This window comes from Phormidesmis sp. 146-33 (assembly GCF_052939515.1).
Map to the genome: position 1 here is coordinate 1 of NZ_JBJPHU010000049.1, position 18,049 is coordinate 18,049.

The 18,049-nt window shown below is 45.1% G+C and carries 17 protein-coding genes; 5 read left to right on the forward strand and 12 right to left on the reverse strand.

From position 1 onward, the window contains the following. Positions 1-178 precede the first annotated feature (178 nt). The 7 genes from ACJ2PR_RS19275 to ACJ2PR_RS19305 all read right to left on the reverse strand — a co-directional run bounded on the left by ACJ2PR_RS19275 (position 179) and on the right by ACJ2PR_RS19305 (position 8,802). Positions 179-751, reverse strand: coding sequence for a hypothetical protein (locus ACJ2PR_RS19275; RefSeq protein WP_446878160.1), 573 nt, complete (start codon positions 749-751; stop codon positions 179-181). Between the two features lie 183 nt (positions 752-934). Next, positions 935-1,246, reverse strand: coding sequence for a hypothetical protein (locus ACJ2PR_RS19280; RefSeq protein ID WP_446878161.1), 312 nt, complete (start codon positions 1,244-1,246; stop codon positions 935-937). Between the two features lie 73 nt (positions 1,247-1,319). Further along, positions 1,320-1,610 (reverse strand): hypothetical protein, encoded by a 291-nt coding sequence (locus tag ACJ2PR_RS19285; RefSeq protein ID WP_446878162.1) that lies wholly within the window; start codon positions 1,608-1,610, stop codon positions 1,320-1,322. A 350-nt stretch (positions 1,611-1,960) separates the two neighbouring features. Beyond that, a complete protein-coding gene (locus tag ACJ2PR_RS19290; RefSeq protein WP_446878163.1) occupies positions 1,961-2,398 on the reverse strand; it encodes a hypothetical protein in 438 nt (145 codons plus the stop codon). 1,493 nt (positions 2,399-3,891) lie between these two features. Next, the gene (locus ACJ2PR_RS19295; RefSeq protein WP_446878164.1) at positions 3,892-5,019 is read right to left on the reverse strand and encodes an ATP-binding protein; all 1,128 of its coding nucleotides are present in this window, start codon (positions 5,017-5,019) and stop codon (positions 3,892-3,894) included. Next, entirely contained in the window at positions 5,016-7,427 is a 2,412-nt protein-coding gene (locus ACJ2PR_RS19300) for a WD40 repeat domain-containing protein (RefSeq protein WP_446878165.1), read from the reverse strand. The genes ACJ2PR_RS19295 and ACJ2PR_RS19300 overlap by 4 nt, the downstream gene beginning before the upstream one ends. Further along, positions 7,411-8,802 carry an AAA family ATPase gene (locus tag ACJ2PR_RS19305; protein ID WP_446878166.1) on the reverse strand — a complete coding sequence of 464 codons (1,392 nt, stop codon included), beginning with the start codon at positions 8,800-8,802 and terminating at the stop codon, positions 7,411-7,413. The genes ACJ2PR_RS19300 and ACJ2PR_RS19305 overlap by 17 nt, the downstream gene beginning before the upstream one ends. Positions 8,803-9,065: 263 nt before the next feature. On the opposite strand from ACJ2PR_RS19305, the gene ACJ2PR_RS19310 reads away from it, so the two are divergent. Further along, a complete protein-coding gene (locus ACJ2PR_RS19310) occupies positions 9,066-9,308 on the forward strand; it encodes a TRADD-N-associated membrane domain-containing protein (RefSeq protein ID WP_446878167.1) in 243 nt (80 codons plus the stop codon). 221 nt (positions 9,309-9,529) lie between these two features. On the opposite strand, the gene ACJ2PR_RS19315 is transcribed toward ACJ2PR_RS19310, so the two are convergent. Together ACJ2PR_RS19315 and ACJ2PR_RS19320 are read right to left on the reverse strand one after the other, a co-directional pair. Beyond that, a complete protein-coding gene (locus ACJ2PR_RS19315) occupies positions 9,530-10,117 on the reverse strand; it encodes a hypothetical protein (protein ID WP_446878168.1) in 588 nt (195 codons plus the stop codon). Further along, positions 10,117-11,808 (reverse strand): hypothetical protein, encoded by a 1,692-nt coding sequence (locus ACJ2PR_RS19320; RefSeq protein WP_446878169.1) that lies wholly within the window; start codon positions 11,806-11,808, stop codon positions 10,117-10,119. The genes ACJ2PR_RS19315 and ACJ2PR_RS19320 overlap by 1 nt, the downstream gene beginning before the upstream one ends. Positions 11,809-11,993: 185 nt before the next feature. Here ACJ2PR_RS19320 and ACJ2PR_RS19325 point away from each other — a divergent pair, with 185 nt between their 5' ends. Beyond that, positions 11,994-12,347 (forward strand): helix-turn-helix domain-containing protein, encoded by a 354-nt coding sequence (locus ACJ2PR_RS19325; RefSeq protein ID WP_446878170.1) that lies wholly within the window; start codon positions 11,994-11,996, stop codon positions 12,345-12,347. A gap of 738 nt (positions 12,348-13,085) precedes the next feature. Continuing rightward, a complete protein-coding gene (locus tag ACJ2PR_RS19330; RefSeq protein ID WP_446878171.1) occupies positions 13,086-14,366 on the forward strand; it encodes an acetamidase/formamidase family protein in 1,281 nt (426 codons plus the stop codon). 37 nt (positions 14,367-14,403) lie between these two features. On the opposite strand, the gene ACJ2PR_RS19335 is transcribed toward ACJ2PR_RS19330, so the two are convergent. Continuing rightward, positions 14,404-14,640, reverse strand: coding sequence for an NfeD family protein (locus ACJ2PR_RS19335; RefSeq protein WP_446878172.1), 237 nt, complete (start codon positions 14,638-14,640; stop codon positions 14,404-14,406). A gap of 148 nt (positions 14,641-14,788) precedes the next feature. Between ACJ2PR_RS19335 and ACJ2PR_RS19340 the strand changes: the two genes are divergently transcribed. Next, entirely contained in the window at positions 14,789-15,019 is a 231-nt protein-coding gene (locus ACJ2PR_RS19340) for a hypothetical protein (RefSeq protein WP_446878173.1), read from the forward strand. A gap of 168 nt (positions 15,020-15,187) precedes the next feature. On the opposite strand, the gene ACJ2PR_RS19345 is transcribed toward ACJ2PR_RS19340, so the two are convergent. After that, complete coding sequence (locus ACJ2PR_RS19345) at positions 15,188-15,520, reverse strand: hypothetical protein (protein ID WP_446878174.1); 333 nt, start codon at positions 15,518-15,520, stop codon at positions 15,188-15,190. A 1,162-nt stretch (positions 15,521-16,682) separates the two neighbouring features. On the opposite strand from ACJ2PR_RS19345, the gene ACJ2PR_RS19350 reads away from it, so the two are divergent. Further along, a complete protein-coding gene (locus ACJ2PR_RS19350) occupies positions 16,683-17,270 on the forward strand; it encodes an RNA polymerase sigma factor (protein ID WP_446878175.1) in 588 nt (195 codons plus the stop codon). 323 nt (positions 17,271-17,593) lie between these two features. On the opposite strand, the gene ACJ2PR_RS19355 is transcribed toward ACJ2PR_RS19350, so the two are convergent. After that, the gene (locus tag ACJ2PR_RS19355) at positions 17,594-17,911 is read right to left on the reverse strand and encodes a hypothetical protein (RefSeq protein WP_446878176.1); all 318 of its coding nucleotides are present in this window, start codon (positions 17,909-17,911) and stop codon (positions 17,594-17,596) included. Positions 17,912-18,049 lie beyond the last annotated feature (138 nt).

Below are 18,049 nucleotides of genomic sequence, written 5' to 3' on the forward strand. Positions count from 1 at the left end.
AACTGTTTGGTACTGCCTTTGTAAGTAGTGACAGCCACAGCAAATTCGCCCTGCAATTTTTCATACAGGGCTTTGGCAAACTCATCACAGCCCGCCCCCGCTTCCCCTAGAACAATGACACTACTGCCTGATTGGATGGCGGCGATCGTCTTCTCAAACTGCTCAGAGTCTACTGAATCTATGCGGTGGCGAGTCTCTGACTGCGATATCGGCTCAGAAGCTGGTCGGCTATCTGGGCGGGATTCTGCTTTGGGATGGCATTCTCTCGCACCTGATCAACTTTCTCCTTCAGGTCAGCAGGCAAATCCTCATAACCAATCCGTTTCGACAGTTCGCCCACAATCATTTGGGGCATCGCCAATCTTTGGGCGGCAATTTCCGACGCTGCACGAAACAACTCATTCAACTGAGTCTCATCTTCCGCGATGGGGACTTCCTGAACTGGCTGAGTGGCTGGATCGAGTGAATTGGACTGATCAACCGTCGCCAATTCGCCACTTTCACTATCAACAAATCCCTCCATTGTTCCAGCTTCTCGAATGTGGAAATCGAGCCGTTTCATCTTCTGAAACTGAGAATTGTCCAGGTAGACCTTTCCCGTTTTGTCCTTACAAGCTTTGATGCCCAAAAACTTGATTCGCTCGTAGTACTGAGTCGATTTAATATCAAGTTCCCGTTGAACCTCTTCGGGTCGGTACTGCATCTCAGTAGCGGAATTTCGGTCAGGTGCGGCGGAATTCTGGTCAGTCATCACAGAAAAATTTTTATTGGGTGGTACATATTATGGGAACCTGAATAAAAAATTCATTCCGAGAGCCTACCGGAATTCCGGTGAAGAGTTAGTAAAGTACCGGAATTAGCAAAAGAGTAAATCAGTAAGTTCAGTCTCAATCTTTTCTCCTGGAATCTGTTTGATTTAACTGAGAAATAGCTATCAGTAAGCAGACAGTTGTTGTCCCACATCGCTAATACCATCGCCGTCAATCGAAGCACTACAAAATGGAAGCCAACCCGCCAACAGTAAGGCAACCAGTCTCAGGTAATAACGGCGTTTTCCCTTGACAGCACTGGGCACGATCGCGCCTTCACTAATCAGATTAGCCGTCTGATTTCTCACTTGCTCATAACTCAGTCCTGATGCCTCAACCAGTTCGTTACGGGTCAACCCATCCCGTTGCTTTAACGTCTCAATAATCTGCGATCTCGTCTGCTTCCCCTGTCCAGTCGTTTGAAAAATACTCAGCATTTCAGTAGTACCCAGATACCCTTCTTTGCTGACAAATCAAGTCTGGAACGTCAATCGTGGAAATTCGGAATGTTTAGCGTTGAATTCTTTCTAGCCACTTCTCGATAGCTAGGTCAGATAGCGCTTCCCAACAGTCTGGCTTCTCCTGATCATCCAAACAGCGCCAATATCTTTCTACGGCAACAGGAGTATCTGAGTGGCTGGTTATTCCTTCTCCCAAGCTGCGAGGTCGTTTTTCGGGAGGAGTCTGCTCCCACTCTGACTTTGTTTTCATTTTGCCGAAGCCTTCTGATATGTGACCTACATGCGCGATCGTCTGTCCATCTGTCCAAATTCGGAGGCGACCAATCACAGGTTTCTGCATATAAACAATTTTATTAGGTTCCTCTCGACTCCAGACCGGAACCTTGTATGTACTAGGCGTAGGGAGCCACAGAAATAAGACAGGTCTTTGTGACTTCTGCTGAAACAGTATCTCTGCACAAAGCTTAGTCTTTCCTAAACCGTACTGAATGGACGATCTATTTACCGTCTCTTTCATTCGCTGACTACAGCCGAGGAGTTTACTTCTTCCTTTGAGAAAACCTTCCTGCTCCTCTCTGGTGCAGCCTCCTAGCCATCTGAGCAGCAGTTCTGGAGGTTCAGGAACATTTTCTACTGTCGAGTTCTTAATCGTCTGGTAGGGAATCGAAAACTTTTGAACCGATTATTGCTCTAGGGGCTGTAAAAGGAGTAAAACGCCTCGTCTTCCTTGACTACAGTGAATCGTAGAAGCTCGAAGTGGAGCGTGTTGTACGTCTTATCAACTAAATTGTGTCGATGATAAGTGGGAGCGATCGCAATCAGCCGAACTGGACGAGAGTAATCGATCTCTGCCTGAAACGGCTTTTCGGCTAAAAGATTGGCATAGTAGCGGGTGAGTTGCTGAATCAGGTAGCGATCTTCTACGTTCTTCAACTCCAGTACAACTAGCCCTCGATCTTCATCCACAGCCAGAATGTCACAGATTTCACCATTGGCAATGTGCTGCTGTTTGAGAGGAGTCACGCCAAACAATTCAGGGAGATTTTCCCAGATGAACTTTTCGAGCGCTGCTTCACTGGCAAACTCCCAGCCATAGGAAGTTTTGCGTAGGGCAACTCCACTGGTCATAGGGTCTCACTCCAGCACGTCTAGTCATTATCCAGTAGTGTCCTGAAAAGTTTAGTAGAATCCCCTATTTCGTTGTCCAAATTAGGGGATTCTTTACTAGGTGAAAGTCTAATCCTCCTTAACAACCTTGATGAAATTAGTCAGAGTCCAAATGACAAGGCTAATTGCAACAAGCAGAGCTATTGGGCCGCCGTACTCGACGAGCTTAAGCATGACGGAATTGTTCAATGCGAGGGGTGAAATCGAGGTAGCAGGAACTTCAAGCGAGGCAGCATGGTTGTTTCGAGGCATAAGCCCTCCTAAGACATTGTTCGTTCATGCAATCATGTGGGTAACGAACTCCTGGAGGAAGTAGGCATTGAGCCGAACTGCTACCTGCGAGAGAAACAGCTTCCTCTGGGAGAGCATACCTTAGTCAAAGAATTTTCCTATTCACTGATAAAGTGAGAATTTAACAGTGAATGACATAAGTACGAGAAAAACACTTGTGTACTTTGATTCGTGATTGCCTGCATAGATAGAGTACAAGGTTATTTCAGAAAAGGGCAGTCATAGAGCATGAAGATTTGATGAATCTATAGCTCTTTCAACAAGTCATTGTGAAGCTGAGGTAAAGAATCAACAGGATTAACTTGACAAGGCACCCCCCGAACTGGTCTAACTAGTTTGCGAGAGAAACAGCTTCCTTTGGGAGCGCACCAACTTCCACAGAGTCTTTCTGCTGGAATCCAGCCATAGATGAAGAACTAAATTCTTCTGAAAACATACTGCCCTCTGGCAAGGTGAGAACTTGTCCAGGGGGCAATGTTTTTAAAGGAGGATGCGTGCCCATTAGATTAGAAACTGGTTCGGAATAAGTGCAAAATCATGCCACGAACCTCGAAAGCTATCCCCATCTACATTTTCAACGCTTTGGAAGCTGCTAACATAGCAATACTTTCACTCGCTCACTTTCATCAATACAAGCCACAGGGACGCTAATAGAGCCGATTCCAGTAAGAAAGCAGAATTACTCCCATTCCGCAAATCAAAAACTCCGCCGCAAGCGGACGGATTATGAACAGCCATTTCTTTTGGGACTTCTTATGCCCCAAGGGGCGGGGAATCTACCCCTGATGAGATTGAAGCAAAGTAAACTCACAAGTACCCAAACCCCATAATCCGTGATGAGGCTGGGAAAGAGAACGAATACAATCTTCATGTCATCGCCAGAACCCCCACACAGCCTCAGCAGCAGGTGAGCTGATTATGTGACCGGCGCTCTAGTTGGGATTGATTTAGGGGATACGCACGTTTTTATGCCACACAGCCCTGAAAGGTTTGAAAGCTTTTTGCCTTATCGCTTGAAATTGGTTCAAAGCAGCGATCTCTGAAATTCGGTTAGAAGAGCTTCTTAAGATTTCGTGGCACTGTTTTATGCTTATTCCGAATTAACCCATAATAACGTTGATCCAGCAGATGTTTCAGCCTTAACGCAACTTTCTGTTCCGTTGCTACTCAAACCTTGAAGTGCATTTTTGGCGTAGATAGTTGCGAAAGCTAGAATGGTAAAGGCTATAGTAAGCTAAATTATTTACAACTTTAACCTTCAAAAATTCGATCCACCCCGATAAGACTTCATTAACATCATATTCATCAACTCCAATAATGGTAGAAATTGTCTGTGCAGAAAGCGGCTGTTCTCGATTAGCTAAAATTTCTATCACTGATTGCGAGATCGCAGACAAAGGTTTGAAGTTCATTTTCTGCCAGTGTTGTTGATAGTAAATTTCCAGATTGACAGGTAGATTTTCATTCTCCAACGAACCAATCCCTTGATTAATAGCAGAGACAATCTCGCGTGCATACATAAAATTATTTTCACTAATCGATTTAAGAATTTGACAAACTTGATTTTTCTGTAGTGAACGATGCGATAACCATCGACATAGTTTACGATTTGATTCAGTGTTTAATTGCTGTTGGCAAAATGTTTGAATATCTAGCTCAGTTTGAATTGAATATTGGTCTAGATTTAGACTGTAGTTAGGAACCTCAACTAAAAGCCGTGACTCTTCTGTCAAACAAGGACGACGGCTTAAGAGAAAATAGATATGTGGAGGTAAATATCTTGGTAAATAGCAAAGATTTGAACTAGGCGGTTGATTCCGATCACTTGCTCGATCAATCCCATCTACTACAATCACCAGAGGCTGCTCTGCATTGAGTTGCGTGCTAATACGTCGTAGCAAGATAGAAAAAGCCCGACTCAAGGCAACATCTGCATCAAATACATCAATGTTCGGCTTCTCGTATTTGTATTGCTGAAGCAACCAGAGTAATTGATTTGAAAGCTTTACAAGAAGCGGAACAGAATCTGTATGGGATTGTAAGTGGCTAGTATAAAACAGCGAGTTAGAATACCTCATAGCATAATGACTTAAGCAGGCTGTTTTGCCACTTCCCGGTGCTCCAACAACCGTAAAATAGCCACGATCCCAGCGCCTTTGAAAATCGGCTAAGGCATCAAATACATATTGGCGTCCTATAAAAGAGCGAGTTGATTGCTGAAGAAACTGCTGAACTTGGACAGAATAAGACTCAAACGGGAACGATGCTTGGATTGCAGAGGTAATGTTCACAAAAGCTCCTCCAGCCCTTCCAAATATAGAAAATGAACTTGCCCAGATTGATCACCAGCCACAATTGTGCGTTCATCTGGTGCAACAGTACAGCAGCAAAAAGGATTTTCTCCAGTAAAGGTAGCAATTTCACGTTGAAAGAGGACATCCCACACTTTCAGAGTGTAGTCGTCAGACCCCGAAATCAGAAATCTGCCACGCCCAATTGCATGAACACTATTAACTGTGCCATGATGCCCTTCGAGGGTTAGCAAGGGTTTCTTGGAATATTTTTCAGTTGACCAGTCCCAAATTTTAAGTGTACCGTCTGTATAGGCAGAAACTAAGCGGGAAGTCTCTGGAATTAACGCTAAAGCCGTTACTGGATTACAATTTCCACCTAGCATTTTCTCGTCACCTAGCATTAGTACTTCTCTACCTGTGTAAACATTCCAAACACGAATTGTGCCATCTTCTGATGCTGAGATGACAAATCGATTATCTTCAGGAAGTGCTAGTACTGTCACAGGCTCATGGTGCCCAAGCATAGCTATCGGCTCCTTCGTGCCCAGGTTCCAAGCAAAAATTGTACCGGTTGTCGATGCAGCTATCGCATATTGATTATCATGTGTAACTACTACTGAACTTACAGGCGATCGAAGTCCTTGTAGCTTAAAGAGCAGTTTTTTCATGATCAAGCTTCGGATTGAGCCTAAAAAGCCTGGGTTTTCTCGAAAATCCCACGCTTTGAGCATATTGTCGGAAGATGCTGCAATGATGCGATCAGGGTGATATGCTGCTATTGACTGAGTCGAAGCCCGGTGGCCAGCCAACTTCCATAAACAAGTTCCCGTTTGAAGATCCCAGACCCTCATTGTCTCGTCTAAAGAGCCAGAAACAATCCACTGATTATTTCTCATTGGTACAATTGAAGTCACTGAGCTGCTGTGACCTTTCAAAGTATGCAATAATCTGTGCGATTGAAGATGCCAAACTTTGATCGTATCATCAGCAGAACCAGAAACTATGTGTTCTCTATCCGTTGTGATAGCAAGTGTAGTGACGGTGCGCTGGTGCCTGTGTTGAGACAAGGTTTCCGCTTCAGCATCTAGATCCCAAATCTTAATGGTTGTATCTTCAGAGCCGGAAATAACCTGTTTACCATCACACGTGATCGTAATTGCGCTTACAGGTTCATTATGACCTGTTAAAGCAAACAATAGTATCCCCGTTTCTAGACTCCAAACTCGGACAGTACTATCATCACCAGCAGAAACAATACGTGTATTGTCAGGGGTAATTGCAATAGCATTGATTGCTGCGGAGTGTGCATCAATTGTCCAAATATTTATACCAGTTGATAAGTTCCACAGCTTCATTTCACCACCATGCGTACCAGAGACCGCATATCGACCATCTGAAGTCATTGAAAGTGCAACGATTGATCCTGAATGTCCTTTAAGTTGAAAGAGACTAGTTTTTCGCCGCAAGTCCCATATTATTAACGTGTAATCTTGAGATCCAGAAATAGCAAGATTTCCTTCAGGGCTGACAATAATCGACGTAATAAAAGAATGATGACCTTCCAGAGAATAGAGGGGAAGTCCAGTTTCTAAGTTCCAAACTATGAGAGAACTATCAAGTGCTCCAGAAATTGCCTGTTTCCCATCAGTAGTGACAGTTACAACGGTAACATCTCCAGTATGGCCTTTAAGTGTGAACAACAATGCTCCAGTTCCTAAATTCCACACTTTGAGTACGCGACTTGATCCAAGAACTGCCCGTTTACCATCTCTAGTGACTGCAAATGCCTTGATCGGTACATCGTGTCCCTCTAAGGCAAGTAAAGACTTACCCGTGTTGATGTCCCACAATCTTAACGTTTGATCCGCCGAGCCTGAAATAACTTGTTTGTTATCGTTTGTAATTGACAGCGCAGTGATAGCTTGCCTATGCCCACGCAGTGTTGAAAGTAGCCGCCCTCCAGGTGGTGTAAAACTTTGAGATAACGGACGAAGCCAGATTGTTTTTAATTGCCAAGTTTCACATAGTAGTAAACTGATCTCAGGCAAATTAAATCCCTGCATTCTGCCCCATAGTTGTGCTGCTAACTGGCTAGGATCTTTAATTAATACATCAGCAGAGAGACGAATCGTCTTCTGAATAAGTTGTAAAGCTTCTGTTGAAGTAGAATTGTATTCTGGGCAAGAGCGCAATCCTGGTTCATTAATTAGATCGTAATCTTCAATCAAAGCTTGAACACCAAATTTGGGATGGCGAATTTTATCATTTATAAAGTTGAAACTGCTCAATAGTTGATAGTATTTTCGTAAGTTGTACGACTGAGCCAAGTTGTATGGGTATCGACCCAAATAGCTGCGTCGCTGGGCAGGGCTAGTTGCCGAAACTACATCAGTTCGTTGATTCATTCCACATCACCTCTTGAGCTAAGTGATAGTTAACAATTTGTTGATTAACATCACGAAAGATCTTGCGAGTAGGTTCTAGAGTACGCTTCGATTTTAGAAATTCAAGGAAACTCGCGTGGTAGATGCTGTGACACAGCTCTCCTTCAATCGTACATCGTCTTAAATACTCAAACCATTCATCTAAAATCTTCTGAACATCATAAGGTTCTTTACTAACCATTCCTGCAACCATCTCACAGGTTATAGGTGTCCCTACTTCAACAAGCGTGAATAGAATTATTACTTTTTGAGCTTGATCAACGCTCTCCATCCGCATTCGTACCCAGTGAGTTTGATAATATTCATGTAATCCTTGAGGCAATTGCTTAAGTGCTAAATCATCGTAGAGTCCTTCTGCAATCGCAGGTAAAACATATCGTAGATACATAAAGTTATTTTCGCTTTTTACTGCGACTTGCTCAATAAATTCCGACTGTGATAAGTGCCGATCTTGAATCCAGGTTTTCAAAGCAATTTGATGAATTGGGTCTTGTAGCATTCTTAGAATGAAATCTTTTATATCAGTTTGATTAAATTGTGCATAATCGGGTGAAGTTAAATCTAACTCCCCAACAGGGACTCCAGGTGAGACTGATAACTGCTTGTGCTCTAGGTTATAAGAGCGACGTGTAAGTAAAAAATAAACTCGATTTGGTAACGTTGTCGGCAAATGCAGTAGATTTTCAGCAGGGTCTTGGTCAACTTCATCAAGCGCATCTACAACAATCACAAGCTGCTCGGCTTTTGTAAGTTTCTGGCTTACTATTTCTAGCAGCGTTGCAAGATTAGCTTTCTCAACGTTCTGCAACTGATAGCGCTGAATCAATTGTTGACGAATGCTCTCTAGAAATAACTCAGGACGATTTCGACGTTCTGCCATAATGTTGAAGTAGCAAATTGTATGATAATCAGCTACGTATTTTGCCGCGATCGCACTCTTGCCCATCCCAGCTTCACCTACGATCGTAAAATAGCCTTTAGGAAATTGTTTAAGAAAGCGTTGAAATGCCTCAAAGACAAAATGGCGTCCACAGAACCATCGCGTTTTTTCTACAATGAGCGATTCAAACTCTTCTGGCAAGCATTGCTGACAATACCAGTCTCTTGGCGATACAATTTCAATCGGCTGAAATTTCAAGAATTCAGCAACTCGACTAACTAGATGCCGCTCAACTCCATTAGAACAGGATTTCGTACCAATTAGGCGCTTGATTGTATCAATCGACACTCCGGTTTTTTGAGCTAGTTGTTCTTGGGTGAAACCAGCCTCTTTTATTGCTTGCTTTAGATTCTGCTTACCTTGCTCACTGGATTGAACCTTACCTGATTGCAGCATTCTTGTTTCTCCTTCAACAAGAATTTCAATATAGCAATTTGTTCTAAGAGGTTCTAGGGCAGATAGGGTTTCTTAATCAAGTTCTTTGCCCTAAAAGTTAGGGCAAAGAACTTCCCACAATAAATCTACCCGCCCTTGGTAATAGACTGTACAGTTTGGCACAATACAAGCATCAAAAGATAAATAAGTGAGGCTCAGCATCAATGAAGTGCAGACTGACGAAAATTACAAAGTCAAATCAGATTGATAATGCTGATAGCAGTATGATTGAGAAAGAAATCCTGCGAGAATTATTGCGCCAGGTTCACCATAGCTACAATCTTGCAATATCCGTCACAGCAGGATCTGCACTAATCACACTGCTAGGGATTGGACTCCTTTATTTAGGCAAAATTCCAGCCGCGTCGATTACAACCGCAGGGGGAGCGATCGCCAGCTTAGGTAGTATACAGTTTGCCAAAGAGTCTAAAGAGGAATTACATGAGATGCTTGAACGTTGTCTTTAGGATAGATTGTTATGCCAGACTGCTTGAAGAAACCAGCTAATGTATGGTGGATTGAGCAGCAGAAATATAATCATCGAGCACCCATTGATAAATAGGCTTTGAATATCTCCCAAACTTACAGCGATTCTCATTTGAGTTCACCACACTCTACACCTGTCTTAAGTACTGTGGCTCAACCAGCTTATCTGCCTCAGTCGGTTTAGGTTTTCCAAATCCAGCCATCACACACCCTCCAGTAATTTACTCAACCGTCGATCGACCCACTTCAATCGATTTCGTCTCTTCCTGGCAGCGATCGCCTCCTGATGTTCCATTCCTCCCTCCTCCCCGATGTAGCAGGTCTTAACCATCTCGCCGGGGACACGTTTTGAAGGAAACATCGCCTTCCCACTGCGCCACCATGCCTGTCTAAATTGTCGCCCTTTGACGACTCCCGTTTCAATCCAGCAGCCGGGAAGCGCGATTGTTCCTTCAGCCTTCAAGCGATCGCGTTCCTGCTCCAATCGTGCCATCTCGTCATGGAACGCTTCGGCTTTATTGACCTCAACCTTGACGATCGTCTCTTTGAGCGAAAGTAATCGCTGCCTGGGTACATCACTCTCCCGCATCTGACCCGCCTCAACGTAACGGACTCGCAAATAGCGATCGTTTTGGGCAAGGGCCAACCCCATCCACGGGACATCCTTACCTCGTTGCAGCAACAAGAACCGTACAGGAAAGGGACTAGCCGCCGTCATCTCACCTGGTCTGCCATGTTCTAGGGGTAAAGCAATTTGTTCGCCCCTCAAAGGCATTTTCACCTTCGCCATCACTCTCTCTTTCGCAGCAGTCGCACAAAGTTTTGATAGCCGTCCATCCACATCTGAAGGAGCTTCACCAACACCCAGACTTGCTCTCGACTTGAGGAGGATGAATGATAGACTCCGGCGGGGGGAGTTTCCAGCAAACCCTCTAGCAGACTGAGTTGCAGGGCATTTGAGAATTTACCTACCGCAGAAAAATTGGTTGAGGGGTCGCGGCGGGGGGTTTGTGGGAGTTCAGGACTTTCTAACTGTTGAAGGAGATCAGAAAAGTTTGGACTCGAACCAGTTTCAGCCCTTACACTCTTCATATTTCCCTTCAAGGTGTAAAATCCCTTGCTGTCAAAAGGTTTTGACGATTCGGCTACTTTTACAGAAACCCCTTCAAAGATCGCTGGGATCACCTCTAGTTCAGATGTTTTACACGATCCCAAACGATCTCTCCGAGTTACCCGCAAGGGGTCGCTCTGGTAATGGGTTGGATGCCACAGATCGAGGTGACGGTACAGCGTTTTGGAACTGATACCTTGTTGCACGATCGCCCTCATTCGAGCCGTCGCCGTCAAGGGAAGCTGGCCTTCTTGCTCCAACTGCTTCACCGTCTCCCTGATGCGTCTCTGTGCGTCTTCTGAGCGGACTGTATTGAAGGGAACGACGTTATTTTCTGGAGCCTCACCATGAATCGATCCTGATCGACTGGGAGGATCGCCCAATTTCCAGTAGTAGCCTTCCGTCGATCGCGCCCACACCTTCGATCGCATCCCGATCTCATGTTGATGTCGGCACCACTGCTCATATCCAGGAGAACCGATCGCTGTCTCTTGAACAAAGTCACTCAGGGCATCCCCTTTTAATCCCTCAAAAACCACCCCGTAACAAGCGATCGTCTTCAATAAATGATTCGTCTGTCCGTGTCCCGTCCAGCCTTCCTGTATCTCGGTTTGCAGGTCATTGCGCCAGTCTTCGACGATCGTGGCTCTGCGGTGTCGTCTGACTTTATTACTCGATCTCGCAATGGCGATCGCGCCCTGCAACTCTTCGATCGACTGTCCGACGGCTGCCATATCCCAACTCTGAAAGAAGCGCTCTAATCCGCCGTTGATCGGGCTGCCATCGTCATCCAATAGACAGGAGCCAGAATTAGGCTGGAGAGGTAAGCGATGGGCGTTGTACTCGGTGTAGGTGCCCGGAAGAGCGAAGGCCTTACAGTTGGGAAAGATTTCAAGCTGTCCGGCTTTTACTTCTAACCCCTGCGCTTCGAGACACTGCCTGATGGCGCTGGCTATCCCAAAAGTGGGCATGGGGATGGGTAGCGGGATGTAAAGGTGTAAGCCTTCTGAGAAACTGGAGCGGATTAAAATACTGCGATACAGCCCGATCGTTTCCAGCGCGGCTCGAATCAGTTTCAGGGCGGTTGGGTCGTTGGCTGGATGATAGGGACTCTGGCGATCGATGTCCAGCATCCCGTAGCAGGTCAGAGAGTCAAACCGCACTCCCACCAGTTGGTTCGCATCCTGCCACTGCCTCCAAAGGACGCGAGGACGCATTGGGTACTTGGTGATGGTTTGCCAGTTGGGATCAGGTTCGTTCTGTCCTACAATGGGCTGCCAGAGATAGGGGAACAACTGACAAAACTTTTTGCCCAACGGATCAAGAGGAAGCGGGGCATGGTGCTGGTCTTCAGTAGAAAGGGCAACCATTGGGCTACATCTCCTCTTGTCCAGATTGAGAACTGCTTTCTTTTCTGAGATAAACAATTGAGACTTGAAATTTTGTCACTTTGGGGCTATTCACATGAAAGAGTGATGGACTAGAATGAACTTAAGATTCGTGGGAAGCGTACTCAATATACGTTCGATTAAATCTTATACGCTCTGGGTTAAATATGCACGATATTTTTGATAAAACTCTGAGGATTCACGGAATTACAGGTAAGCGTTTATCTGAAGTAACGGGCTTTAGTCAGACCCACATCAGCGAATTTCGCAAAGGCAAAACCAACCCGTCCTGTAACACCTTGCAATCCCTACTGGATGGGATGGATGAACTCTCACCAGGCGCTAAAAGAGATTTCTGCCTACAACTTGCGGGAACAACTCCGTCCTTCGTAGAAACAGCACCCCCTTCACAAAAGCCGTCGATCGAGGGAATGAGCAGCCTGGAACTTGCACAGCTTCTTCTCGTAGTCGCTGACAAACTTCAGCAAGGACAGCCTGCTAAACAACTAATTTCGGCATAACTCAATTCACATCCAATAACCCTTTCAAGGTCTGATGGCTGCGAGCTGATATTTTTTTGCTGTCTGAATTTATTCAAGTATCAATAAACACATCTCATTCGCCGTAACAATCCCGATTGACGTGATCTCAAACAAGTGAGTCAATGTTGTTTGGATTACATTTATCAGGGCAATTCTACGGTTGTATGAAAGAAGAAAATATGTTCAGAGAAATGGACGGTCATCAATCTCTCCCGCTGCGAGAGGCTATGTCCTCACTGAACAAGCTAACGAATAGTGATAGGACAGAAGTTCTGAAATATCTAATCTGCCAGCCAATGGATCGCTTGATACTGAGCGAGATCCTCACCGCAGTTGCTCACTACCTGATAAGCAGCAGGTTGGGCTTTACGGAGGATGCCAACTTAGTCCCGATTGCCGAACTGATCAAGAAACGGAGATAGTGATAGACCAGGGAACAGCCTTTTTATGACATCACAGTGATGTTTCTTCGATGTCACAATAACCTCAGCCATGTAGAACTAGAGCGATCGTTACGGACTCTGCCTTGAAGTAGTGAAGGTGGAACAAGTATCATTTACATGATCAACTCAATTCAAAATACTCGCGCTGATTAGCGGTCTCGCCATGCAGACCATAATTCAGTCACAGTCTGAGTTTCCTGTATTCCGCAATACAATCACTGATTATCTCTCATGGTTGAGTAATCCCATACTGAATGTGTGAGGATAAGCTCAGATGACGGAACAGGAGCAGGGACATCAGCACGACCATGACCATCACACTCATAGTCAGCCTTCGACCGACCAGGAGCCGATTGAGCTAGAGGATGAGTTGGACGATCGCCCTCCTGCTCAATTTCTCTCAAAACAGTCTCGTCGTGCTTTCTTCGCTTCAATGGGAGCCGCAACCGCACTGGGATTGAGTCAGGGATTCAAGCGCGATCCGGCGGAAGCTAAAGACGAGATGTTAGCGGCGGCTAATACTATTCGAGATGCTAAAAATCTGCATATCCTTAAAGCCACGCCTAAAAACTGCTTCTGGGGGTTCTTTGACAAGACGTTGCCCCCAGTTCTCACCGTGGACTCAGGAGACATTATCTACATCGAGGCATTAACTCACCACGCTGGAGATGCCCCTGATCTGTTGATGGATGATGGGGTAAAAGCAGTGTATGACCAGGTAACCGATCGTGGCCCAGGGGTTCACATTATGACAGGCCCGATTCAAGTCAAAGGAGCAGAACCCGGCGACACGCTGATGGTACGCATCCTTAAGACTCAACCGCGTCTACCCTATGGCAGCAACATCGCGGCTCACTGGGGCTATCTATACAATACCTTCAAGAAAGAGCGGATCACTATTTACAAGCTCGACTTTGAAGCAAATCTAGCTCGCCCTGAGTTTGCCTACGATTTCAAAGGCCGTCCGCTCTACGATAAACCTGGGTTGGTCACGCCTCCTGATCCGGCTGCTCGGCAAAAAGTCAAAGCCAAGGTTGCGATTCCGATGCGTCCCCACTTCGGGGTGATGGGTGTGGCTCCGGGCGAAAGTGGGCGAATTAACAGCATTCCACCTGGCCCGTTTGGAGGCAACATCGATAATTGGCGCATTGGGGCGGGGGCAACGATGTATTATCCCGTTTTCAACAAAGGCGCAAACTTCTTTGTAGGCGATTCTCACATGGCGCAAGGGGATGCAGAACTGTCGGGAACCGCGATCGAAGCTTCTCTAAACGGCTACTTCCAAATCTTCGTGTTGAAAGACTTTCAGATCACAAACCCCATTCTAGAAACCGATTCCCACTGGATCACACATGGTTTCAATGAGGACTTGAATAAAGCAATGAGACAGTCGGCTGATCAAATGCTTGATTTCCTGGTGAAGAAGCGAAAGATGAGTCCTGATGAGGCTTACAGCTTAATCTCGGTCGGAGTAGACTTCGGCGTAACTCAGGTAGTGGATATCCGTCAGGGATGCCATGCTGCTGTCCCAAAAAGCTTGTTCATGCCGAGTTGATTACCTTTATTCAATGTCTTCAAAGATTAGGAGTCATTTATTGAGAAAGTTGCTGGTTAAGGATTAGAGGCTCAATTTGAAGTTTGATTCCTCGCAAACCAATTACCTGAACAAAATCACCTGGCAAAAAGATCGATGGATATCTAGATTCTGCTGTCCAAAAACTGCCGCGAAACTCAATCTGCCAAAGTTTTTGAGGGTAAATAACCTGCGTGATAATCCCCTCTCCAACATAAGTTTCTTCAAAACGCTGCGGTCTTTTTAGGTCGATCATACCGCTTGTCCTCATTACGTCCTACACAATAAAGTGATGGAAATCGAATAACGTCACGCATTGTTCTTCCTCTATACCTGAGTCCAGAGACGTGACCAAATCGTTAGAAAATCACTAAATATTAACGGTTTACGAGAGGGACTTAGTAATGTTTAGATTGACAACTCATCTACTTCAGCAGTTAGCCAAACTAGCTCAGAATAAAGATGAAAAGATCGCTCTAGTCGCTATCTGCTGCATGTTCTCAGCTTTTTCGCTCATAGGAGCAATGAGCTTTTCTTCTGCAATGTACTTGAGCTACCTCAATCACTCCACATCTCAACAGTGCAGTCTCACGGCTGAAACCAACTCTAATCAACAACTTAACCATTTGCATTAAAAGAGCAGCAATAACCTACTTTTCTCTCTACTCTTTGCCAATTCTCGCAACAAAAAAGACCGTCTTAAAAGAAGTTTTAATCCATTTGATTAGGTAGTGGATTAGGCTTTTCTTTGAAGACGATCTTTGTTGTTGTACGCATACGAATGCACTCAAACCTAAGTAATACTATCCGTGCCTATAGTAAGCGCGTGAAAGGCTTTTAACATTCATGGAATGAGGGGTAGCATCCTCTACAGAAACCTCAACATAGCGTTCACTAAGTTTGGACTGTTGATTACGGTATAAGCTGAGATGTTCTTCATCTAGCTCTCCAAGTTCCTCGGCTACTAGACATTCGACTTCTTGAATCAGAAAACTAAGTTCAGGCTGTTTGGTTGCAAGTTCAAGAATTTGATCCAAACGTCTCTCTTGCAAACCGTTCAAGCAGGGGAGTGAGTGAAGCCTAATATACTCCTTGATGAGTCCCCTCCATTTTTCTAGTTCTTCGGGTGTGAACACAGCACTTCTCCTTCTGTAATGTAATGGTCAGAACAATCTGCATAGAAGCTAGGGCGTGTTAAACAGCAACCTCTCTTTAAGCAGCATATCTGGCTGAGGCAATGCTTACTCTATAGGGACTTGTGAGCCAAGAGATTTAGTACAGCAGTAAGATTCCTCAACTACTCCGAGGCAAGTTGCCACCTTAACCAGGAGAATGCTTGAGACGAGCGGGCATGAAAAAACTAATGGGTTGACTAAGTGAGCTAATGACGAAAGGTGCCACAGGACGGGTGGATGCTTGACGATCTCTACGGCTGTTGAGATTCCACTTCTGCCTCAGAAGCTTCACAGCACATGATACTCGCCGTTCTAAAAACAGAAAAAAAATATATGCAGGGAATTCTTCCACGATCATCTCCTTCAAAGTTTATGTCTCTCTACGTTCCGAAGCGATTTACGTTCCCGGTAGCGTTTGTCAATCTGAGAAAGGAACGTTCAACGTTAACTGTCGATCGTAACCCGCTTTGCGGTTCAGTCTAAAGTTGGCAGATTGATGGCTTACTGCATGGCTTTAAAGACTGTATGTATGAGTGACATCAAAAGAGGAAGTGTGACACCAATCTGTCAAAGAATTCCTGAAATTCATGAATTTGACATCTAGATACTACTTCCAGAGCATCTCTATCTTTTGGTAGATTTCCTGAGCTTTCACCATGAGCGCAACTTCTTACGTAATCATTTGGATAGAGTGATGAGTTTCTCTTATTGACTAACGTACAGTCTTTTGGACTAGAGGAAGGACACGCTTAGAGGATGAGTCCCTAGAAAAGGGAATGCGATCCTGTGAAGGGTAGCCCCTGTGACAAAACTTTAGCTTCAGTCACATAGAAGTAGCACTTATTTGATGGGGAGGAGGAATAACTCATGGAAGGTAGAAAGTCGGATCGAATGTTTTAGAACAGATAGCCCGCTCAACGTGGAAAAATCCTTGCTCTTACCCAAGGCTGCTACTTTAACCAAGCTGTAGGGATATCTGACCTGAAACGTCGAAATAGAGCCTTCTATGACCTGCTACTAGGCGAGTTCAACGTCTCATTCGTGTTGAATTCAAATTTGCAGTTTCTTGAATGTAACGCAGGGCATTTCAAGGGATGCAATCTCTACCTGGAGGACAAGCAGCGTGGAATATCATCGTGGATCTGAATTAGATTTGTTCAACCAGAGATTTTGTGAGCTATATCGAAAGAGAGATTCACAAGCAATTGCGGTCTTTGTAGGACTTGAAAGGCGGCGGCGACAGTACAATCTCCCTGATGATTTAGATGTTTACTGCGTCCTTAACGGAGTCTATCTCAAAGGTGTCCAACAGATTGAAAAAGGGGAAGTCATCAGAAACTTCTACGCTTTCGTTCGTTGGTTTGGCATGAGAGCCATTCAAGAACTCAGCCGCACAAATCAGAGGGAATGTAGTCGGACACAGCCTCTAAGTTCTGGCATGATTGAGAACCTTTCGTCTACGGCGGATTCAGAAGAGCCTTTGCTTTCAGAACTAGAATTAACCGCCAGCCTGGACAAATTGTTCGCTTCCTTACACGAACTCAGTGACCGAGATCGGCAAATCCTATACATGCGGTTCTGGCAACACAAGTCCTGGGATGAGATTGCATCAGTTTTAATTCCTGACACTTTAACAAACAGAAAAGTGGCTACAATTCGTCAGGCAGGTCATCGGGCTATCAAACGACTTAGAAAGCTCATCCAAAGTTAGTGGAAAAACTCTGCTCTTAGTGGGGCTGTCTTCCCTCTAAAGCGGAAGGTCATTTCTCGCGCCTCTCAGAACTTCTCCACCGATGTACAAACTGTTTGAAAATTTCTTAGATCAGCATATCAGCCGTACAGCTTCCCACGTTGAAAGCGCGTTCGATCTCTGGGGCTTCCTACCTTCACACCTCCTTATTTTCCGTGCAGGTAGAATCTCCGCAAGCTCCGATTTCTTACCAGACCACAAAACAAGGAGGACGAAAAAATAGGAGGGAATTAGCAAGATCGCTGCACTTCTCAAGTCTTCTCGCTGCCACTACTGGTTCAAAATCACGAAAACCGTTTGACTTCTCGACGAATGACGACGATTTGAATTTCAGCATCAACAGCTTTCGCTAATCTCACCAGAGTATCCGCCCGTGGATGACCTTCCAGAGCAGTAAGAACCTGACTACGACGATTCACCGGGGTCGCCTTCTCGTTGCCCGTTTCCTCCCGCTCAAGACGGCAATACTCTCGAACAAGATTTGAGATCCAGTCATCGCCCCACTTATCTTTGGCAGCTTGCGCGATCGTGTCCACTATTGCCTTAGCCTGTTCTGCCGAAGTCATGCTATTGGTAGCTGAAGTACGCGCTAAGAGTAGCATAAGTTAATCCTCTCTACAAAAACTCAGACCCGCCTCTTTGCAATCCTCTGGGGCTTCGTACCTTCGCGCCTCCTTATTCTCCTACCTAAGATGTTTTCTTCGCGCTGCTACGAAAACAACAGCTACAGAGAATAAGGA

Bases quoted from the DNA above. Each gene is read 5' to 3' on its own strand.
- ACJ2PR_RS19305 (WP_446878166.1), bottom strand. From the start codon at position 8,802: ATGCTGCAATCAGGTAAGGTTCAATCCAGTGAGCAAGGTAAGCAGAAT.
- ACJ2PR_RS19335 (WP_446878172.1), bottom strand. From the start codon at position 14,640: ATGATCGACCTAAAAAGACCGCAGCGTTTTGAAGAAACTTATGTTGGA.
- ACJ2PR_RS19290 (WP_446878163.1), bottom strand. From the start codon at position 2,398: ATGACCAGTGGAGTTGCCCTACGCAAAACTTCCTATGGCTGGGAGTTT.
- ACJ2PR_RS19320 (WP_446878169.1), bottom strand. From the start codon at position 11,808: ATGGTTGCCCTTTCTACTGAAGACCAGCACCATGCCCCGCTTCCTCTT.
- ACJ2PR_RS19285 (WP_446878162.1), bottom strand. From the start codon at position 1,610: ATGCAGAAACCTGTGATTGGTCGCCTCCGAATTTGGACAGATGGACAG.
- ACJ2PR_RS19300 (WP_446878165.1), bottom strand. From the start codon at position 7,427: ATGAATCAACGAACTGATGTAGTTTCGGCAACTAGCCCTGCCCAGCGA.
- ACJ2PR_RS19355 (WP_446878176.1), bottom strand. From the start codon at position 17,911: ATGCTACTCTTAGCGCGTACTTCAGCTACCAATAGCATGACTTCGGCA.
- ACJ2PR_RS19325 (WP_446878170.1), top strand. From the start codon at position 11,994: ATGCACGATATTTTTGATAAAACTCTGAGGATTCACGGAATTACAGGT.
- ACJ2PR_RS19310 (WP_446878167.1), top strand. From the start codon at position 9,066: ATGATTGAGAAAGAAATCCTGCGAGAATTATTGCGCCAGGTTCACCAT.
- ACJ2PR_RS19315 (WP_446878168.1), bottom strand. From the start codon at position 10,117: ATGGCGAAGGTGAAAATGCCTTTGAGGGGCGAACAAATTGCTTTACCC.
- ACJ2PR_RS19340 (WP_446878173.1), top strand. From the start codon at position 14,789: ATGTTTAGATTGACAACTCATCTACTTCAGCAGTTAGCCAAACTAGCT.
- ACJ2PR_RS19280 (WP_446878161.1), bottom strand. From the start codon at position 1,246: ATGCTGAGTATTTTTCAAACGACTGGACAGGGGAAGCAGACGAGATCG.
- ACJ2PR_RS19275 (WP_446878160.1), bottom strand. From the start codon at position 751: ATGACTGACCAGAATTCCGCCGCACCTGACCGAAATTCCGCTACTGAG.
- ACJ2PR_RS19330 (WP_446878171.1), top strand. From the start codon at position 13,086: ATGACGGAACAGGAGCAGGGACATCAGCACGACCATGACCATCACACT.